The organism is Pseudonocardia ailaonensis (genome assembly GCF_039531635.1).
Lineage (GTDB): Bacteria > Actinomycetota > Actinomycetes > Mycobacteriales > Pseudonocardiaceae > Pseudonocardia > Pseudonocardia ailaonensis.
This window is the reverse complement of the sequence record NZ_BAAAQK010000025.1, coordinates 460,846-478,296: the sequence shown is the minus strand read 5'-3', so window position 1 is coordinate 478,296 and position 17,451 is coordinate 460,846. Positions and strand designations below refer to the sequence as shown.

16 protein-coding genes and 1 pseudogene are annotated in these 17,451 nt (G+C 71.5%); 7 read left to right on the top strand and 10 right to left on the bottom strand.

The annotated features are described in order from the left end of the window. The 3 genes and pseudogenes from ABD324_RS31530 to ABD324_RS31520 all read left to right on the top strand — a co-directional run. Window positions 1-230 (top strand): annotated as a pseudogene (locus ABD324_RS31530) (thioredoxin-disulfide reductase); the annotation flags it as partial. Between the two features lie 29 nt (window positions 231-259). Further along, window positions 260-589, top strand: coding sequence for a thioredoxin (gene trxA / locus ABD324_RS31525; RefSeq protein WP_344425487.1), 330 nt, complete (start codon window positions 260-262; stop codon window positions 587-589). Between the two features lie 297 nt (window positions 590-886). Further along, entirely contained in the window at window positions 887-2,041 is a 1,155-nt protein-coding gene (locus tag ABD324_RS31520; RefSeq protein WP_344425484.1) for an N-acetylmuramoyl-L-alanine amidase, read from the top strand. 106 nt (window positions 2,042-2,147) lie between these two features. On the opposite strand, the gene ABD324_RS31515 is transcribed toward ABD324_RS31520, so the two are convergent. Further along, on the bottom strand, window positions 2,148-2,825 hold the full coding sequence (locus tag ABD324_RS31515) for a GNAT family N-acetyltransferase (RefSeq protein ID WP_344425481.1): 678 nt from the start codon (window positions 2,823-2,825) through the stop codon (window positions 2,148-2,150). 307 nt (window positions 2,826-3,132) lie between these two features. Here ABD324_RS31515 and ABD324_RS31510 point away from each other — a divergent pair, with 307 nt between their 5' ends. After that, entirely contained in the window at window positions 3,133-4,413 is a 1,281-nt protein-coding gene (locus ABD324_RS31510; RefSeq protein WP_344425533.1) for an aminotransferase-like domain-containing protein, read from the top strand. Window positions 4,414-5,126: 713 nt separating this feature from the next. Here ABD324_RS31510 and ABD324_RS31505 read toward each other — a convergent pair. After that, window positions 5,127-5,312, bottom strand: coding sequence for a hypothetical protein (locus tag ABD324_RS31505; protein WP_344425478.1), 186 nt, complete (start codon window positions 5,310-5,312; stop codon window positions 5,127-5,129). Between the two features lie 199 nt (window positions 5,313-5,511). On the opposite strand from ABD324_RS31505, the gene ABD324_RS31500 reads away from it, so the two are divergent. Beyond that, on the top strand, window positions 5,512-6,459 hold the full coding sequence (locus ABD324_RS31500; protein ID WP_344425476.1) for a D-alanine--D-alanine ligase family protein: 948 nt from the start codon (window positions 5,512-5,514) through the stop codon (window positions 6,457-6,459). Window positions 6,460-6,949: 490 nt separating this feature from the next. On the opposite strand, the gene ABD324_RS31495 is transcribed toward ABD324_RS31500, so the two are convergent. From ABD324_RS31495 to rpmH, 8 genes are all read right to left on the bottom strand, one after another. Beyond that, entirely contained in the window at window positions 6,950-7,915 is a 966-nt protein-coding gene (locus ABD324_RS31495) for a ParB/RepB/Spo0J family partition protein (protein ID WP_344425473.1), read from the bottom strand. Between the two features lie 24 nt (window positions 7,916-7,939). Then, window positions 7,940-8,839 (bottom strand): ParA family protein, encoded by a 900-nt coding sequence (locus ABD324_RS31490; RefSeq protein WP_344425471.1) that lies wholly within the window; start codon window positions 8,837-8,839, stop codon window positions 7,940-7,942. Between the two features lie 25 nt (window positions 8,840-8,864). Continuing rightward, window positions 8,865-9,530 carry a 16S rRNA (guanine(527)-N(7))-methyltransferase RsmG gene (gene rsmG, locus ABD324_RS31485; RefSeq protein ID WP_344425468.1) on the bottom strand — a complete coding sequence of 222 codons (666 nt, stop codon included), beginning with the start codon at window positions 9,528-9,530 and terminating at the stop codon, window positions 8,865-8,867. Between the two features lie 94 nt (window positions 9,531-9,624). After that, the gene (locus ABD324_RS31480; protein ID WP_344425465.1) at window positions 9,625-10,119 is read right to left on the bottom strand and encodes a Jag family protein; all 495 of its coding nucleotides are present in this window, start codon (window positions 10,117-10,119) and stop codon (window positions 9,625-9,627) included. 92 nt (window positions 10,120-10,211) lie between these two features. Beyond that, window positions 10,212-11,297: a membrane protein insertase YidC gene (gene yidC, locus ABD324_RS31475; protein WP_344425462.1), complete on the bottom strand. Its 1,086-nt coding sequence runs from the start codon at window positions 11,295-11,297 to the stop codon at window positions 10,212-10,214. After that, window positions 11,291-11,590, bottom strand: a complete 300-nt coding sequence (yidD, locus tag ABD324_RS31470) for a membrane protein insertion efficiency factor YidD (RefSeq protein ID WP_344425460.1) — start codon at window positions 11,588-11,590, stop codon at window positions 11,291-11,293. Before yidD ends, yidC begins: the two co-directional genes overlap by 7 nt. Next, window positions 11,587-11,979 (bottom strand): ribonuclease P protein component, encoded by a 393-nt coding sequence (gene rnpA, locus ABD324_RS31465; RefSeq protein WP_344425457.1) that lies wholly within the window; start codon window positions 11,977-11,979, stop codon window positions 11,587-11,589. Before rnpA ends, yidD begins: the two co-directional genes overlap by 4 nt. Before the next feature lie 16 nt (window positions 11,980-11,995). Further along, entirely contained in the window at window positions 11,996-12,133 is a 138-nt protein-coding gene (rpmH, locus tag ABD324_RS31460) for a 50S ribosomal protein L34 (protein ID WP_344425454.1), read from the bottom strand. A 542-nt stretch (window positions 12,134-12,675) separates the two neighbouring features. On the opposite strand from rpmH, the gene dnaA reads away from it, so the two are divergent. Together dnaA and dnaN are read left to right on the top strand one after the other, a co-directional pair. Next, a complete protein-coding gene (dnaA, locus tag ABD324_RS31455; RefSeq protein WP_344425451.1) occupies window positions 12,676-14,394 on the top strand; it encodes a chromosomal replication initiator protein DnaA in 1,719 nt (572 codons plus the stop codon). Between the two features lie 1,892 nt (window positions 14,395-16,286). Beyond that, the gene (dnaN, locus tag ABD324_RS31450; protein WP_344425448.1) at window positions 16,287-17,435 is read left to right on the top strand and encodes a DNA polymerase III subunit beta; all 1,149 of its coding nucleotides are present in this window, start codon (window positions 16,287-16,289) and stop codon (window positions 17,433-17,435) included. Window positions 17,436-17,451 lie beyond the last annotated feature (16 nt).

The following is a 17,451-nucleotide window of genomic DNA, read 5'->3' as shown; positions in this document are numbered from 1 at the left end:
CGGGCTACGTCAAGACGCAGGCCCCCACCACCTACACCGATGTCCCGGGCGTGTTCGCCTGTGGAGACCTCGTGGACCACACCTACCGGCAGGCCATCACCGCGGCCGGTTCGGGATGTTCCGCCGCGATCGACGCCGAACGCTGGCTGGCCGAGCAGCCGGTCACCCCGGAGCTCGCCGGCGGCGGCTACGGAACCGACGCCGCGAACGTCGCGGCCTCCGTGCACTGATCCCCACCCACCTCACCAAGGAGTACGCGATGGGCAACAACACCGTGGACGTCACCGACGCCTCGTTCGAGGCGGACGTCCTCAACAGCGACAAGACCGTCCTGGTCGACTTCTGGGCGACCTGGTGCGGGCCGTGCAAGATGGTCGCGCCGGTGCTCGACGAGATCGCCGGGGAGCACAAGGACTCGCTGACCGTCGCCAAGCTGGACATCGACGCCAACGGCAAGACCGCCCAGCAGTACCAGGTCATGTCGATCCCGACCATGATCCTGTTCAAGAACGGCCAGCCGGTGAAGACCATCGTCGGCGCCAAGCCGAAGGCGGCACTGCTGTCGGACCTGTCCGACTACCTGGCCTGATCCGTCCCCTCCCGGCGGCGCTTGCTGAATCGTCGCCACCTGTGGGGATCCGGCCCCCCGGCCCGAGGGCGACACGGCCCCCGGCCGGAGGGGATACGGCCTCTCGGCGATCCCCGGGCACGCCCGCCGATCCGCCGGGCGGGCCTCCCCACCGCTCGCCGCGTGTCCCGGCCGCTGACGGCCGGGACACGCCCGTGTACGCCCCGCTGTCCTCCGTCGGGGGCCGCGCAGGGCACAATGGTCGGCGGCCGGGACCCGGTACGACCGGGCCAGTGACGAGCTTCGAGCGAGGGGTGCATGCAGCTGCTCCGCCGCGGTGACCGTGGAACTGCGGTCGTCGAGATCAGGACCATGCTGCGAGGGTTCGGCCTCCTGACGGCCGGCGCCCCGGGTGCCGAGGACCAGTTCGACCTGGATGTCGAGCAGGGTGTGCAGGCCTTCCAGCAGCGGCGCGGCCTCATCACGGACGGCATCGTCGGCCCGGACACCTACCGCGCGCTGCGCGAGGCCGGCTGGACCCTCGGGGACCGCATGCTGGCGCTCCTGGTGTCCGCGCCGATGAGTGGGGACGACGTCGGCCAGCTGCAGACCCGGCTCCTCGAGCTGGGCTACGACCCGGGTCGCCCCTCCGGTGTGTTCGACGACCGCACGGAGCAGGCGCTGCGGGCCTTTCAGGGCGACTACGGCATGGCCTCGGACGGCGTCTGCGGGCCCGCCACGCTGCGCGCGCTGCGCCAGCTCGGCCGCAAGGTCACGGGCGGCCGACCGGGCCTGCTGCGCGAGCAGGAGCTGCTCCGCCGGGCCGGGCCGCGGATGCGCGGCAAGCGGATCGTCGTCGACCCCGGGCACGGCGGGCTGGACCGCGGTGTCCAGGCGTCGGGAGTGTGCGAGGCCGACCTCGTGTGGGATCTCGGCCGCAGACTCGTCGGGCGCATGTCGGCCACCGGTATGGAGGCGCTGCTCTCCCGCCGCGAGGACACCTGCCCCGGCGAGGCCGAGCGGGCCGCGTTCGCGAACGAGGCGAACGCCGATCTCGTCCTTTCTCTTCACACTGACGCGAACCGCAGCATGTACGCGCAGGGCCTCGCGACCTTCCACTTCGGCAACGGCTCCGGAGCCACCTCGACGGTGGGGGAGGCGCTCGCCGGGCTGATCCAGCGCGAGCTGCTCACCCGCACCGCGATGCTGGACTGCGGGAGCCAGGGTCGGACCTGGGAGCTGCTCCGGCTGACCCGGATGCCCACGGTCCGGGTGGAGATCGGCTACCTCACGCACCTGGGCGATCGGCAGAAGCTGACCGACCCGGCGTTCCGGGACGTGGTGGCCGAGGGGATCCTCGTCGCCGTGAAGAGGCTGTACCTGCTCGGCCAGAACGACCAGCCGACGGGCACCTTCACGTTCTCGGACGTCCTGGCCCACGAGATCGGCCGGAACCAGACTCAGGCCATCTGATCCCCTCAGCGGGGATCTCAGGCCCGGGAACGGCATATTCCCCTCACCCGGGCCCCTGACTCACAGGCTTGTCATTCGGGCCCTCAGCGGGCCGCACAGCGCGCCCTCAGATCGCGCGTACGACCGCACCGGCGGGAGCCGGGACGCGGGGTGCGGGCTGCCCCACCGGGGCCGCGGCCTGCATCGGGATGGTGATCGTCCCGAGGAGTTGCTCGAGCGCATGCTCGACGTCCTCCTTCCACGTGATCCCCGAGCGGAGCTCCATCCGCAGCCGGGGCCACCGCGGGTGCGGCCGGACCGTCTTGAAGCCGACGCTGCGCAGGAAGTCCGCGGGGACGACGCAGCCGGGCTCGCTGCCGGGCTTCGCCTCGCCGAACGCCTCGATCGCCTTCACGCCGCGGCGGGTCAGGTCCTTCACCACAGCCTGGGCGAGCATCCGCCCCAGCCCTTCGCCGGCGAACTCCGGCATCACCTGGAGGGTGGTCAGCAGGACCGCGTCTGCACTCACCGGGCCCGTGGGCATCTCGGTGGCGCGGGGGACGGCCGACGGCGGTGCGTACATCACGTAGCCGGCGGGCGCCCCGCCCATGTAGACGATCTTCCCGCAGGAGCCCCACTCGAGCAGGATCTCGGAGACCCAGGCCTCTTTCTCGAGCTCCGTCGTGCCGAAGTCCTCGGCCTGCTTCGCCAGGTGCGGCGCGAGCTCCCAGAAGACGCAGGAGCGACAACGCTTCGGGAGATCCCCGAGGTTGTCGAGATTGACCGCCGCGACGTGCCAGGACAACGTGCTACCTCCGGCGGTCCACACTGGGTTCCGCGTGGTCGTGGGCCCCCGCGTGATCACGAAGACGGTCCGATGGTAGGTCGAGAACCCCCGAATCCGACACCCCGACGACGACGACCGGTTCCCCAGCCTCGCCGAAGGGCAGGAGGTACACCCTTCCTGGTTACACTCAGCTGTCATTCTCAGCCCCGGACTTCGCGCCCGCGTGACCGTCCGGCATCGACCAGGAGGATCCCTCGTGACGATCCCGCCGTCCCCGCACCGCCCCGACGCCGTCGAGCGGACCGGGGCGGCAGCGGCGGCAGCGGTGCCCGTCCCGCCCACGGAGCGGTTCGCGGCGCGCACGTCCGGGATGGTCGCCTCCGAGATCCGGGCACTGTTCGCGGTGGCGAGCCGGCCCGAGGTCGTCTCCCTGGCGGGCGGCATGCCGAACCTGGCGGCCCTCCCGCTCGACACCCTCTCCGCGGAGATCGCCGATCTGGTCGCCCGTGAGGGCCAGGTCGCCCTGCAGTACGGCTCCGCCCAGGGCGTCCCGTCGCTGCGCGAGCAGATCTGCGAGGTCATGCGCGAGGAGGGGATCGAGGGCGACCCGAACGACGTCGTCGTGACCGTCGGCTCCCAGATGGCGCTCGATCTCGTCACCCGGCTGTACTGCGACCCGGGCGACGTGGTGCTCGCCGAGGGCCCGTCGTACGTCGGGGCGCTGGGCAGCTTCGCGGCCTACCAGGCGCGCGTGGTCCACGTCGCGATGGATGCGGAGGGGCTCGTCCCCGAGCTGCTCGAGGAGGCCCTGCGCACTCTCGCCGCCCAGGGGATCACCCCGAAGTTCCTCTACACGATCCCGAACTTCCACAACCCCGCCGGCGTCACTCTCGCGATCGAGCGGCGGCAGCGAATCCTCGACCTCTGCGCGGAGTACGGCGTCGGCGTGGTCGAGGACAACCCCTACGGCCTGCTCGGGTTCAGCAGCACCCGGTACCCGGCGCTGCGCTCGCTCGACCGGGACGTGGTGTACCTCGGCTCGTTCTCCAAGACCTTCGCCTCGGGCCTGCGCGTCGGCTGGGCGCTGGTCCCGCCGGCGGTGCGGGACCGCCTGGTCCTGGCCGCCGAGTCGGCCACCCTCTGCCCGCCCAGCTTCACGCAGATGATCGTGTCCCGGTACCTGGAGAAGCACGACTGGCGGGCCCAGGTGAAGACCTTCACCGAGCAGTACCGGGAGCGCCGGGACGCGATGCTGTCCGCACTGGAGGCCTACCTCCCGGAGGGCTGCACCTGGACGGTCCCGGACGGCGGCTTCTACGTCTGGGTCACCCTCCCGGACGGCATCGACGCCAAAGCGATGCTGCCGCGTGCGGTCACCGCACGGGTCGCCTACGCCTCCGGTACGGGCTTCTACGCCGACGGCTACGGCAGCCGCCAGCTCCGCCTCTCGTACTGCTACCCGACGCCGGAACGCATCACCGAAGGCGTCCGCCGGCTCGCGGCGGTCATCGAGACGGAGCTGGAGGTCCGCCGGACCTTCGGCCTGCCGGGCACGGCGCCCGAGCTCCGTCGGGGAGCGCACACCCCGGCGCCTGACACAGCCTGATCCGTCCTTCGCGACGGGCGGGGCTCGTCGAGTCGCTGCCCGTCGCGGTGGGGTACGTCGTCGCCCTGCGGCTGGTGCAGGACTCAGCGCGCGGTGCGACGAGCATTTGCCCGACTCGATGACCATCCGCGATGTCGAGCCGCCGGCCGGGTGCGCTGCCTACCGGTCGGGCCCGTGGCCATGCGGCTGTCCTCGATCGTCAGCACCCTCGGCGGACGCCTTCTCTCACGGCAGGGCTCGCCGTTTGGGACAGCTGCGCATCGGCATCAGCTGGGGCCGGCAGGAGGCCGCCTGCGGGGCCGGCAAGGTGTGTTTCACGTGGAACAGCGGGCCTGTTGGTAGCGCCGTCGCGCGTCGGAATCGGCACTGGCCCTTCCTCACCGGGACCGCTCGCAGGCCCGTCGGGTGTTTCACGTGGAACGGAGTCCGAGCGAGCCCGCCGTCCTGATCCAGTCCTCGCGCCCGCCCGGCCCGCCAGTCCTCGCGCCCGCCCGGCCCGCGAATGTCGGACGATCGGCGTGCCGACGACCTTCCCAGGACTCGAACCGGAGAGGCGACCGCACCGTTCCACCCGGCCGCGCCTCGCTCGCACTCGTTCGGAGGCACTCGACAAGTCGTCGCCGCGGCCGCCGGCCACGATGTCGTCCTGGCCGACCGGAGACATGTGGACCTGACGTGAGTGTGGATGGAGGCTGAGCCGGCTCAGCCAGTTCTCACGCGGTCCTCGACGCCGCGAGCGGGGTCAGCCGGCACTCCGTGTACCGCATGGCCGCCGCGGGGTAGGTCAGCTGGGTGCGCTCGGCGCTCTGCCGCTCACCGTCGCAGAACAGGGTGGGTCGTTGCCCCGGGAGCCGAAGTTGCCCCGACGCCGCGTGGTCGACCTGCGCGAGCGGCGACACCCTGCTCGTCGCCGCCAGGCAGCTGCCCGGCCTCCGCTCGGACTCCGAGGGCGAGCCACCGACTCGTCCCCGTGGCGCGAACCTCGACCGCCTGTCCTGTTCCTCACGGGCGGCACAGCCTCGGACGCATCGGGGATCGCGTTGTTTCACGTGGAACACCGCTGCAGCTCGCCTCGCGTCGATGGCGCAGAATGCCCGCGTGAGCGATCGAATCGTGGCCGTACTGGCGGGTGGACTCTCCCACGAGCGCGAGGTGTCCCTGCGATCCGGACGGCGCCTGGCGGGTGCCCTCCGCGGCGCGGGCCACGACGTCCGGGAGTGGGATGCCGACGGCGCCCTCCTCGACCGCCTGCGCTCCGAGAAGCCCGACGCCGCAATCGTCGCTCTCCACGGGGGAGAGGGGGAGAACGGCGCGATCCAGGCCGTCCTGGAGCTTCTCGGCATCCCCTTCGTCGGTACCGCAGCGAGCGCGTGCCGGCGGGCCTGGGACAAGCCCACGGCCAAGGCCGAGCTGGCGCGCGCGGGTCTGAACACGCCGGACTGGGTGGCCCTCCCGCACGCCACGTTCCGCGAGCTCGGCGCCCAGGCGGTCCTCGACGCGATGGTCGAGCGCCTGGGGCTACCGCTCATGCTGAAGCCCGACCAGGGCGGCTCAGCCCTCGGCGCCCAGGTCGTCCGCTCCGCCGCCGAGCTGCCGTCGGCGATGGTCAGCTGCCTGGCCTACGCCGACACCGTCCTCGCCGAACGCTTCGTCTCGGGCACCGAGGTCGCCGTGTCGGTCGTGCACGACCGCGACGAGCCGCGCGCCTTGGCACCGGTCGAGGTCGACGCCCCGGGCGGCGTCTACGACTACAGCGCCCGCTACACCCAGGGCGCCGCCACCTTCACCTGCCCGGCCCGCCTGCCGGAGGAGACCCTCGCGCTGCTTCGTACCACCGCCCTAGAGGCACACGCTCTTCTCGGCCTCCGGGACCTCTCCCGCATGGACGCAGTCGTCGATGCCGACGGACGCGTCCAGATCCTCGAAGTGAACGTCTCACCGGGCCTCACGGACACCTCCCTGCTGCCGACGGCGGTCGCCGCCGAAGGAAGCGACCTGGGCACCGTCTTCACTGCCCTCGTCGAGCGGGCGGTCGCGCGGGCGTAGCGGATCCCCGGCCCGCCGCTCAGGCGCCGGTAGGCCGACCCCGTCGGCCGGACCGAGGGTGCGACAGCGCCTCAGTGGCCATGGGATCGAGCGGGTCGCGCAGCCTGCCTCGCCCGGGCGCCCTTCTCCTTCGCTGAAGCACGCGGTGTTTCACGTGAAACGCGGAGGCATCAGCACGGTCGAACGTTTGCCGGGGCGGATGGCGTCCGGGCCCGCTGGTGTCGGCGCCTCCGATCCGCACACGGCTCCGGAGCAGACCACGGACGAGGCATCGGCTCGACGCCAGCATCCGTGGTGGCGGAACGGGGGTCGTTCTCCGTCAGTGGGCAGGTGCCGGGGCGGCGGTCGGCCGCCCCACAGAGTCGCCCGGCCAGTATCCGGCGCACATCACCACGCCTCCGACAGCTGCCCGCCCAGAGGCCCACGGAGACAGTCGTCGGCGAAGACCGTCCACATGGAACGCACGGGCGGGCCTACCGGAGGGAGTGCGTCAGGCCCGCTCGATCAGGCCGGCGATCCGCTCCAGGTCGTCGGCCGACCCGAACTCCACCACCAGCCGGCCCTTCCGCGCGCCCATCTCGACCTTGACCGTCGTGTCGAAGCGATCGGCGAGCCGGTCTGCGAGGGCGGTCATCCCGACCGTCGGCTCCGGACGCCCACGGGCCTTGCGCGCCTTCCCCGGGCGGCGCTCGTTCCGCGCCAGCATCACGGCCTCTTCGGTCGCCCGCACCGACAGCCCCTCCGCCACGATCCGCGCCGCGAGCTCTTCCTGCGCCTCGATGTCGTCGAGGCCGAGCAGGGCACGGGCGTGGCCGGCGGAGAGCACGCCTGCCGCGACCCGCCGCTGGACCGGCACCGGCAGTTTCAGGAGCCGGATCATGTTGGTGACCACCGGCCGGCTCCGGCCGATGCGGTCGGCCAGCTCCGTCTGCGTCACGCCGAACTCGTCGAGCAGCTGCTCGTACGCGGCTGCCTCCTCGAGAGGGTTCAGCTGCACGCGATGGATGTTCTCGAGCAGCGCGTCCCGCAGCATGGCGTCGTCGTCCGTGCGGCGCACGATCGCCGGCACGACCTCCAGATCCGCGCGCTGCGCCGCCCGCCACCGGCGCTCGCCCATGACGATCTCGTAGGTCTCCGGGAACGTCTCCCGGACGACGATCGGCTGCAGCAGCCCGAACTCACGGATGGAGTGCTCGAGCTCGGCGAGGTGTTCCTCGTCGAACTGCGTGCGGGGCTGCTTCCGGTTCGGGCGGATCGCCGTCAGCGGGATCTCGCGGTAGACCGCGCCGGCCGGTGTCGGCTCCGGGCGGTCGGCGGCACCGGCCACCGGGTAGACGATCGGGCGCAGGTCGGAGGGAGTGCCCGCCATCGGCCCCCTCGTCGGCGTGTTCGGATCCGCCGACGTCGGGATCAGCGCGGCCAGGCCGCGGCCCAGTCCACCCCTGCGCTCTGCCATCTCGTCCCCTCTCGAGCCCGGACGCTACTTCGACCCGCCGGCGTCCGCGTCGTCCGTGCGAGCGCCGTACTCCGCGATCTCCCGGGCGGCGTCGACGTAGCTCATCGCGCCGCGCGAGCCGGGGTCGTACGCCAGGACGGTCTGGCTGTATCCCGGGGCCTCGGAGACCTTCACGCTACGCGGAATGACCGTTCTGAGGACCGTTTCCGCAAAATGCTGACGCACTTCGGATGTCACCTGGTCGGCGAGCTTCGTGCGGCCGTCGTACATGGTCAGCAGGATCGTGGAGACGTGCAGCGCCGTGTTGAGGTGCGAGCGAACGAGATCGATGTTGCTGAGCAGCTGCCCGAGGCCCTCGAGGGCGTAGTACTCGCACTGGATCGGGATCAGCACCTCGGCCGCGGCCACGAGGGCGTTGACGGTGAGGAGCCCGAGCGAAGGCGGGCAGTCGATGAACACGTAGTCGACGTTCAGCTCGTCGAGCACCCGGTCCGAGAGTGCCTGTCGCAGCCGCGACTCACGGGCCACCATGCTGACGAGCTCGATCTCGGCGCCGGCGAGGTCGATCGTCGCCGGGACACACAGAAGATTCTCCGACGCGGTGCTGTGCGCGGCGGCCTCGACCAGACTGATCTCGCCCAGCAGGGCCTCGTAGATCGACGGCGTGCCGGCCCGGTGCTCGACGCCGAGGGCGGTGCTGGCGTTGCCCTGGGGGTCGAGATCGACGACCAGCACGCGGACGCCGTGCATGGCGAGGGCCGCGGCCACGTTCACCGTGCTGGTGGTCTTGCCGACGCCGCCCTTCTGGTTCGCGACCCCGATGATCCGGCGCCGGGTCGGGCGTGGCATCGAGTGGCGATCGGGATGGCGGAGGCGGGCGGCGCGCTCCGCCTCCTCGGCGATAGGGGTCCAGCCGATGCTCATCGAGGGGGACCTTCCTGACGATGTTTCACGTGGAACGCTTCTTCCGGGAGCGACCAGTCGGCCGCGTCTCCCGCTCGACGGAGATGACGGTGCTCAGAGGATCGACGATCCCGTCTCCGCATCGCTCGATGCTCGGGGCGCCGCCGCCGAGGCGGTGGACCTCCGCGGCGTCGCGCTCGATCTCCTCCGCGGCCGACGCACCCTTGACGGCCAGCAGGCGCCCGCCGTCCCGCAGCAGGGGCAACGACCAGCCCGCGAGGCGGGCCAGCGGCGCGACGGCGCGAGCTGTCACCACGTCGGCCCCCTCCCATCGGCGCTTGATGGCATTCTCCTCGGCCCGACCACGCTCGACCGTGAGCGACAGGCCGAGATCGTCGAGGATCTCCTGCAGCCAGTCGACCCGGCGGGCCAGCGGCTCGACGAGCACGATCCGCAGGTCCGGTCGGGCCAGCGCCAACGGTATCCCGGGAAGACCGGCACCCGACCCGACATCCACCACATTCGCGCCGTCCGGCACGAGTTCCGCGACGACGGCACAGTTCAGGACGTGCCGGTCCCAGAGCCGATCCGTCTCCCGCGGTCCGATCAGCCCGCGCTCGACACCGGACGTCGCCAGGTGTCGCACGTATCGCTCGGCCAGCTCGAGACGCTCACCGAAGACCTTCTCGGCCGCAGCGGGGGAATGTTCCACGTGAAACCGTCCAGGAGAGAGGAGGGGCCGAACACGGCAGCGCCCTCCGGTCCGAAGAGGACGCGGAGGGCGCGGGCGCGTCGGCCGTGGGCGACTACTTGTCCCGAATGACGACGACCTGCCGGCGGGGCTCCTCGCCCTCGCTCTCGCTCGAGACGCCCTTGACCGCGGCGACCGCGTCGTGGACGACCTTGCGCTCGAAGGGGGTCATCGGACGGAGCCGGACCGACTCGCCCGACTCCTTGACCTCCTCGGCGGTACGGGTACCGAGCTCGGTGAGCTCGTCCCGGCGACCCTGTCGCCAGCCCGCGATGTCGAGCATCAGCCGGCTGCGGTTGCCCGAGGACTGCTGCACCGCCAGCCGGGTCAGCTCCTGCAGCGACTCCAGCCCGGCGCCCTTGTCTCCCACCAGCTTTGCGAGGTCCTCGCCGCCGTCGATGCTGACGATGGCGCGGCCTGCCTCGACGTCGAGGTCGATGTCACCGTCGTAGTCGAGGATGTCGAGCAGTCGCTCGAGGTAGTCCCCGGCGATGTCGCCCTCCTGGATCAGCTGGTCCTCGCCGGACCCGCCCTCCGCGGTCTTGGGCACGTGTATCTCCTCTCGGCGTTGCGCTCGTCCGCACCACCCGGAGGCGGCGCGGACGACGTGAGCGGGCGAACCCGCTCGAAGGTCTGTGGCGCCTATCGGCGCTTCTTGCCCTTGCGGGCCTGGGTGCGGTTGCCGCCGCCGCCCGCCGGTCTTCCGCCCTGGGAGGCGGGCCGGTTCGCAGGCTTGCCGGACACGGGCTTGGCACCCGGCTTGGGCTTGTTGACGGGCTTGGCACCGGGCTTCGGGGCGGGGGTGGTGTCCGCGTCCACCACGTCGTCGTCCTCGTCCGCGGCGGACCCGTTGGGGGAGACACCGTTGCGCTGCGGCTTCTGGCCGGGCTTCGGGGCGAGCGAGTTCCGCTGGGCCGTGGCCTGCTGCTTCTTCTCGGCCTCTTCGGCGTCGATCTTCTTGTAGACGAGGTACTGCTGGCCGAGCGTCCACAGGTTGTTCGAGACCCAGTAGAAGAGCACCGCGAGCGGCAGGAAGGGGCCACCGACGACGACGCCGATCGGGAACACGTAGAGCATCAGCTTCTGCATGATCGCGGTCTGCGAGTTCGCCACGGTCGCCGGGTTCGCGGCCTGCCGGGCGACCGAGTGCCGCGCGGTGATGTGCGTCAGGATGCCCGCGATGATCATCAGCGGGATCATGACGGTCAGCTGGCTGGTGAGGTTGCCGCCCAGGTCCGCGAGGCTCGTGGTCGAGTACTGGGTGTTGATGACCGCGGCGCCGAGCTTGGCTCCGAAGAACGACGACTCGTTGAAGGAATGGACCTCGGCCGCGCCGAAGAAGTAGTTCTCCGTCTTGTAGGGCTGGAACTCGCGGAGCACGTGGAACAGGCCGATGAACACCGGCACCTGCACCAGGACCGGAAGACAGCCGCCGAGCGGGTTCGCCCCGTTCTCCGACTGGAGCTTCTGCATCTCCTGGGCGAGCTTCTGCTTGTCGTTGGCGTACTTCTTCCGGAGACGCTGCATCTCCGGCGCCATCTCCTGCATCTTCCGCATGGAGCGGACCTGCCCGACGAAGGGCTTGTACAGGATGGCGCGCAGCGTGAAGACCAGGAAGATCACGGCGAGCACCCAGGAGATGCCCGCGTTCTCGCCGAAGACGAAGCCGAACGCCTTGTGCCAGACCCACATGATGAAAGACACGGGGTAGTAGATGAAGTTCAGCACGGCGCTTGCTCCTCGCGCTTCTCAGCGCTGTCGTCGTGTGGGTCGGCGTTCGGGGCCGGGGTGCGTGGGGGCACCGGGTCCACCCCGCCAGGGTGCCACGGGTGGCAGCGCAGGAGGCGGCGTACGGCCAGCCAGGTGCCCTTCGCCGCGCCGTGGACCTGCACGGCCTCGAGGGCGTACGCGCTGCAGCTCGGGTAGAACCGGCAGGTCGGGGGCAGCGCGGGGGAGATGAACCGCTGGTAGAAGCGCACCGCGCCGATCAGGGCACGGGCGGGCAGCGAGGTGGCGCTCATCGGGCCGGCTCCGCGGCACGCGACTTCTTGAGCGCCGAACGGAGGGCCGAGTCGAAGTCGCCCCCGAGATCGGCCGAGCTCGCCTCGGCGGCCGGCGGCAGCGCCCGGACGACGACGAGGGCACCGGGCGGCAGCGCCTCGATCCGATCCGCCACGACATGGCGGAGACGGCGCGCCACGCGATGGCGGACCACGGCGTTCCCCACGGCCTTGCTCACGACGAACCCGGCCCGCGCCGAGGGCGGGGCCGGGTCGGTGATGGTCTGGTCGGCCATGGGGTCGGCTATGTGAAGGTGCACGACGAGCCGGTTGCGGCCCGCGCGGCGCCCTCGACGGATCGTCGTGGCGAAGTCCGCCCGACGCGTCAGCCGGGCGCCGGCCGGCAACACTCCGACGCCGGCGTGATCAGGCCGAGAGCGCGGAGCGGCCCTTGCGGCGACGCGCCGAGAGAATCGCGCGCCCGGCGCGCGTGCGCATCCGCAGCCGGAAGCCGTGCGTCTTGGCCCGGCGGCGGTTGTTCGGCTGAAAGGTGCGCTTGCTCACGGTGGTATCTCCCGGACGGTGCCGGCCGCTGGTCACGGCCGCCGTCGCAATCTGCTCGGTGGTGCTCGGATCGTGCGCGGACCCGAGTCGCGGCACACAGCGGTACCGACGCCGGGACGCGCCTGGGGTCAAGGGTACGCAGCCCGTTCCGAGAGGGTCAAACCACCCCCGTCATGCCGCCGACCTGCACGGGAACGGTACGCGGAGGGTCACCCACCGGTCACCCTCGGGCCCGGCCGGGCCCGACACGCAGGCGACACGCCGAACCCCTTCACGCCCCCGACCTGCGCACCTTGTGGCGGCGGGCCGGTCGTTGTTAGCGTGCGCCCTTCGCAGTTCCCATCCGGGGGGATCGGGACACGCTCACGAGCGCAGCACCCCGTCCAGCGGGCCGTCGTCGGCCCGCGGATCTCCCCTGCGTAGGGTCTACGCACATGTGTGGATAAGTCTGGGGATACCCGGGCGCCCGCGCGAGTCGACGACAGCCAGCAAGTGAGATCGTGCCCGGCCTGCAGGTCAGCGGCATGCGGAGAGGGAGCCGAGTGGCCGACCAACCCCGCGATCTCGCCCAGGTCTGGAACCTCGTCATCACCGACCTCGCCGGCCCGGCCACGGATGCCGGTTCGCCCGGGCTCTCCGCGCAGCAGCGCGCCTTCCTCCGGCTCACCCGCCCGCTCGGCCTGCTCGACGGCACCGCGCTGCTCGCCGCGCCGAGCGAGTTCGCCAAGGACGCGATCGAGCGGATCCTGCGCCGCCCGATCAGCGACGCCATCGGCCGACACCTCGGGGTCACCGTCAACCTGGCGGTCGTCGTCGACGCGTCGGCGGCCTCCGGAGGGACAGACGTCCCCGATCCGCCGTCACGCGCCGCCCGCGTGGGTGCGCCTTCGCTCGGTGAGATCGCCGACGCCGGGCGCGGCTTCCCCGCACCCGGCGCGGACGGCGTCGGCGAGGCCACCCCGCCCACCGGCCTCCCCCTCGACGGGGCCGGCCTGCCCCTCCCCGGCGGAACCGACGGCGCGGCCCTGCCCGGCAACGACTTCGGCCCGAACGACTCCGGCTTCGGGCCGAACGACTCCGGCTTCAGCTGGGCCGGCGCCAACCGGTCGGGCGCCAACGGGTCGGGCGTTCCCGGCGAACCCGCGCCCAACGGCGACTCGACCCGGCCCGAGGTCTGGCCCACCTACTCGGCCCCGAAGGCCGGCGATCCGGTCGCCCCTCGATCGCAGACGCGGCTGAACGAGAAGTACACCTTCGACACCTTCGTCATCGGGGCGTCGAACCGCTTCTCCCACGCGGCCGCGGTCGCCGTCGCCGAGGCGCCCGCCCGCGCCTACAACCCGCTCTTCATCTGGGGCGAGTCCGGGCTCGGCAAGACCCACCTGCTCCACGCGGTCGGGCACTACGCGCAGCGGCTGTTCCCCGGCATGCGCGTGCGGTACGTCAGTACCGAGGAGTTCACGAACGACTTCATCAACTCCCTGCGCGACGACCGCAAGGTCGCCTTCCAGCGCCGCTACCGGGACGTCGACGTGCTCCTGGTCGACGACATCCAGTTCCTGGAAGGAAAGGAGGGGACGCAGGAGGAGTTCTTCCACACCTTCAACACCCTCCACAACGCGAACAAGCAGATCGTCGTCTCCTCCGACCGCCCGCCGAAGCGCCTCGAGACCCTCGAGGACCGGATGCGCACACGGTTCGAGTGGGGCCTCATCACCGACATCCAGCCGCCCGAGCTCGAGACGCGGATCGCGATCCTCCGCAAGAAGGCGGCCCAGGACCGGCTCGCGGTCCCCGGGGACGTCCTGGAGTTCATCGCCGAGCGCATCGAGCGCAACATCCGCGAGCTCGAGGGTGCGCTGATCCGCGTGACGGCGTTCGCGTCGCTCAACCGGCAGCCGGTCGACACCCAGCTCGCCGAGATCGTGCTGCGCGACCTCATCCCGGACTCGGCCGCCTCGGAGATCACCGCGCCGACGATCATGGCCGCCACGGCCGAGTTCTTCGACATCACGATGGACGAGATGTGCGGGCCCGGGAAGACGAAGGCGCTCGCGCAGGCCCGTCAGATCGCCATGTACCTGTGCCGCGAGCTCACCGACCTCTCCCTGCCGCGGATCGGCCAGATCTTCGGCGGCCGGGACCACACCACGGTCATGCACGCGGACAAGAAGATCCGCAACGAGATCTCCCTGCGCCGCAAGACCTTCGAGCAGGTGCAGGAGCTCACGGCCCGCATCAAGCAGCGCGCACGGCACTGAACCCGCGCCCGCGGCTGTGTCCCCGCGCGGCTGTGTCCCCGCGCATCCACACCCGGATGTCGTCGCGACGCTCTGCCCCACCCCGATACGCGGCCCCGGCTGATCGTCGTCCGTGTGCCCGCACGCATCGGAGACATACATGTGCACACCGGTTCGCCGATCATGACCGCGTGACGGTCGCCGCCGGGGTCAGCGAAGGTCAGATCGTCGTCTGAGTGCTCCCGCGCAGTGGCGCCCTGCTCCCTGTGCACCGCTTCCTCACTGTGCACCGCTCCGCCGATCATGGAGGCACGGCGCCGCGTGGCACCCGGTGAGCCTTCTCTGATCGCCAGCTCTGTGTCGACAGGCAGCATCGAGCTGCGTGAGCGCACCGAGTCGCCGATCACTGCGTCCTTCCGGCCCCATGCCGAGCCGCCGGCTTCACCACCTTCAGGTCCGCTTGCCCGCGCTGTCGCATCAGATCCGGACTGCAGCAGGGTGCGCCGGGCCTTCGTCCGCGGCGCCTGGGCACTGGTGTCCGGGCCGGCGTTGAGGCAGAACCCGCGGACCCCACGCCCCGGATGTGCGCAGAAGGAAGGCGGCGGCTCCCGATCACGGCCGGCTGTGGCCGCACCCCGCCGACTGCCTCACCACCGGTCGAGCCCTGATGATGCTCGTCAGAATGCAGACCCTGCCGGCGGTCCGCCGTCCGCCTCGCTCACGCGACCGTCTCGCTGACGGCAGGACCTCGCACACAGCGCCCGTCACCGCCACCGCGGCCGCCGCCGTCAGCCTCGGGCCCAGCATCAGCCGCGGAACCGCCGTCAGCCCGGGGACCGCTGTCAGCAGCCGAGACCGGGCCCCTGCGAGGGGTACATCGACGTCCATGTGTTCTGAGGCAGGGCCGCCCCGTGTCAGAACACCGAATCTCCGATCACGGCGCGCCGCCGGCCGAAGCGGGGCGGCTGATCCCGGCGGCGGACCGCGGCGGAGGACCGATGCCGTTCCGTGACCATCCCCGTCACGCTCCCCACACCCACACGGAGCAGCGGCCCGCCCGGATCGGGCTCTCAGATCGCGTCTCCCGGCCGTTCCCGGTCCGCTCCGAGTGATCGACTCCCCGCTCCGGAACGACCACAAGGCGCGCCGAGGGTCTCGTTCCGGTCGAGATCGAAAGTCACCGCGTGTCGCTCCCACACTGACCACTCGTCGTCCGGTAATGGGCATTCGGCGCACCACCCAGCGCAGACAGCTCGACGCCCGTGACCCAGCTCGTCACTGTCCGTTGCAGTTCGTGTGCAGGGCGGGACTTCTGAGGGTTCCGACCGTCGCCACCGGGTTGTTGCGAGGACGCCGACCGGTCGCACAGCGTGGACGCACGGCCACGCTTCACCCACATCTGGGGACAACTCTGTGGATTGTTGCGTCGAGACCGGTGGACGGATGCCCCCGAAACCGTGGACAACTCGCCTCCGAGCCGGGGACGGAGCTCGCACAACCCGGCGCCGTCGGCGTCCATCCACCGTCGCCGGCTTCCGTCCCCGCTCCGTCCGCAGGCTCCCTCCCCAGGACGCCACACCGTGCGACCTGCGACGACAGCGGCAATCCACACTGTCCACAGGCCCTATCTCTGCTACTGGAGTTCTCTTCTTCGAAGAACTACAGAGAAACAAGGGGGTGGACAGACACCCGACCGTGGCCGTCGCGACGCTCCGCCCGACGGCCGGGAAGCACGGACCGGGCGACGTGACACCCGGGCGCGGGAGGCTCTACGGTGAGTCGGCCGATCCCGGACACCCCGGAGCCGGCGGGCCGACTCCGAGCCCGCCGTCCTCCCGAAGCCCCGGGACTGCGCACCGTGTGCCCGCCTCCGGTCACACCCCAGTGGCCGCCGGTGAAAGGTCCTCCTCGTCATGAAGTTCCGGGTCGAACGCGACGTCCTCGCCGACGCTGCCGCCTGGGTGGCCCGCAGCCTGCCCGCGCGGCCTCCGGTGCCGGTCCTGGGCGGCGTCCTGATCGACGCCACCTCGGCCGAGGGCGGCGACCGGCTCACCGTCTCGGGCTTCGACTACGAGACCTCGGCCCGCGTCGAGCTCGACGCGACGATCGGGGATCCGGGCAAGGTGCTCGTCTCCGGCCGGCTGTTGGCGGACATCACCCGCGCGCTGCCGAACAAGCCGGTCGATCTCGTCGTCGACGGGGCGCGCGCCACGATCAACTGCGGCAACAGCCGCTTCTCGCTGCCGATCATGCCGGTCGAGGACTATCCGCAGCTGCCGGCGATGCCGCAGCGGGCGGGCTCGGTCGACGCGGCGGAACTCGCCGGTGCGGTGGCCCAGGTCGCCGTCGCCGCCGGCCGGGACGACACGCTCCCGATGCTCACCGGCGTCCGGCTCGAGATCGAGGGCAGCCGGCTCACCCTGGCCGCCACGGACCGGTTCCGGCTCGCGGTGCGCGAGCTCGACTGGCAGCCGGAGGACACCGGCGTGTCGACCGCCGTGCTCATCCCGGCGAAGACCCTCTCGGACGTCGCGAAGACGCTGGCGGGCGCCGGATCCGTCGAGATCGCGCTCTCCGCGGGCGACGGCATGCTGGGCATGACCGGCGGCGGCCGGCGCGCCACCACCCGGCTGCTCGACGCCGAGTTCCCCCGTTTCCGCCAGCTGATCCCGGCCGAGCACACCACGGCCGCGGAGATCGGCGTCCAGTCGCTCGTCGAGGCGATCAAGCGCGTGTCGCTCGTCGCGGACCGGGTCGCGCAGATCCGCATGGAGTTCGGCGAGGACGGGCTGCGCCTGGCCGCCGGCGGCGAGGACGTGGGCAGCGCCGAGGAGGAGCTCCCGTGCATCCTCGACGGCGGCGCGCTCACCATCGCGTTCAACCCCGCGTACCTGCTGGACTCGCTCGGCGCCCTGCACACCGAGAAGGCGCAGCTGACCTTCACCACGCCGAACCGGCCCGCGCTCGTCCGGCCCGTCGTCCCGCCGGCCGACGGTGACGACGCGCCGCCCGCCACCCCGGGCTACCTCCACCTGTTGATGCCTGTTCGGCTGCCCGGCTGATCGCTCCGCCCTCCCG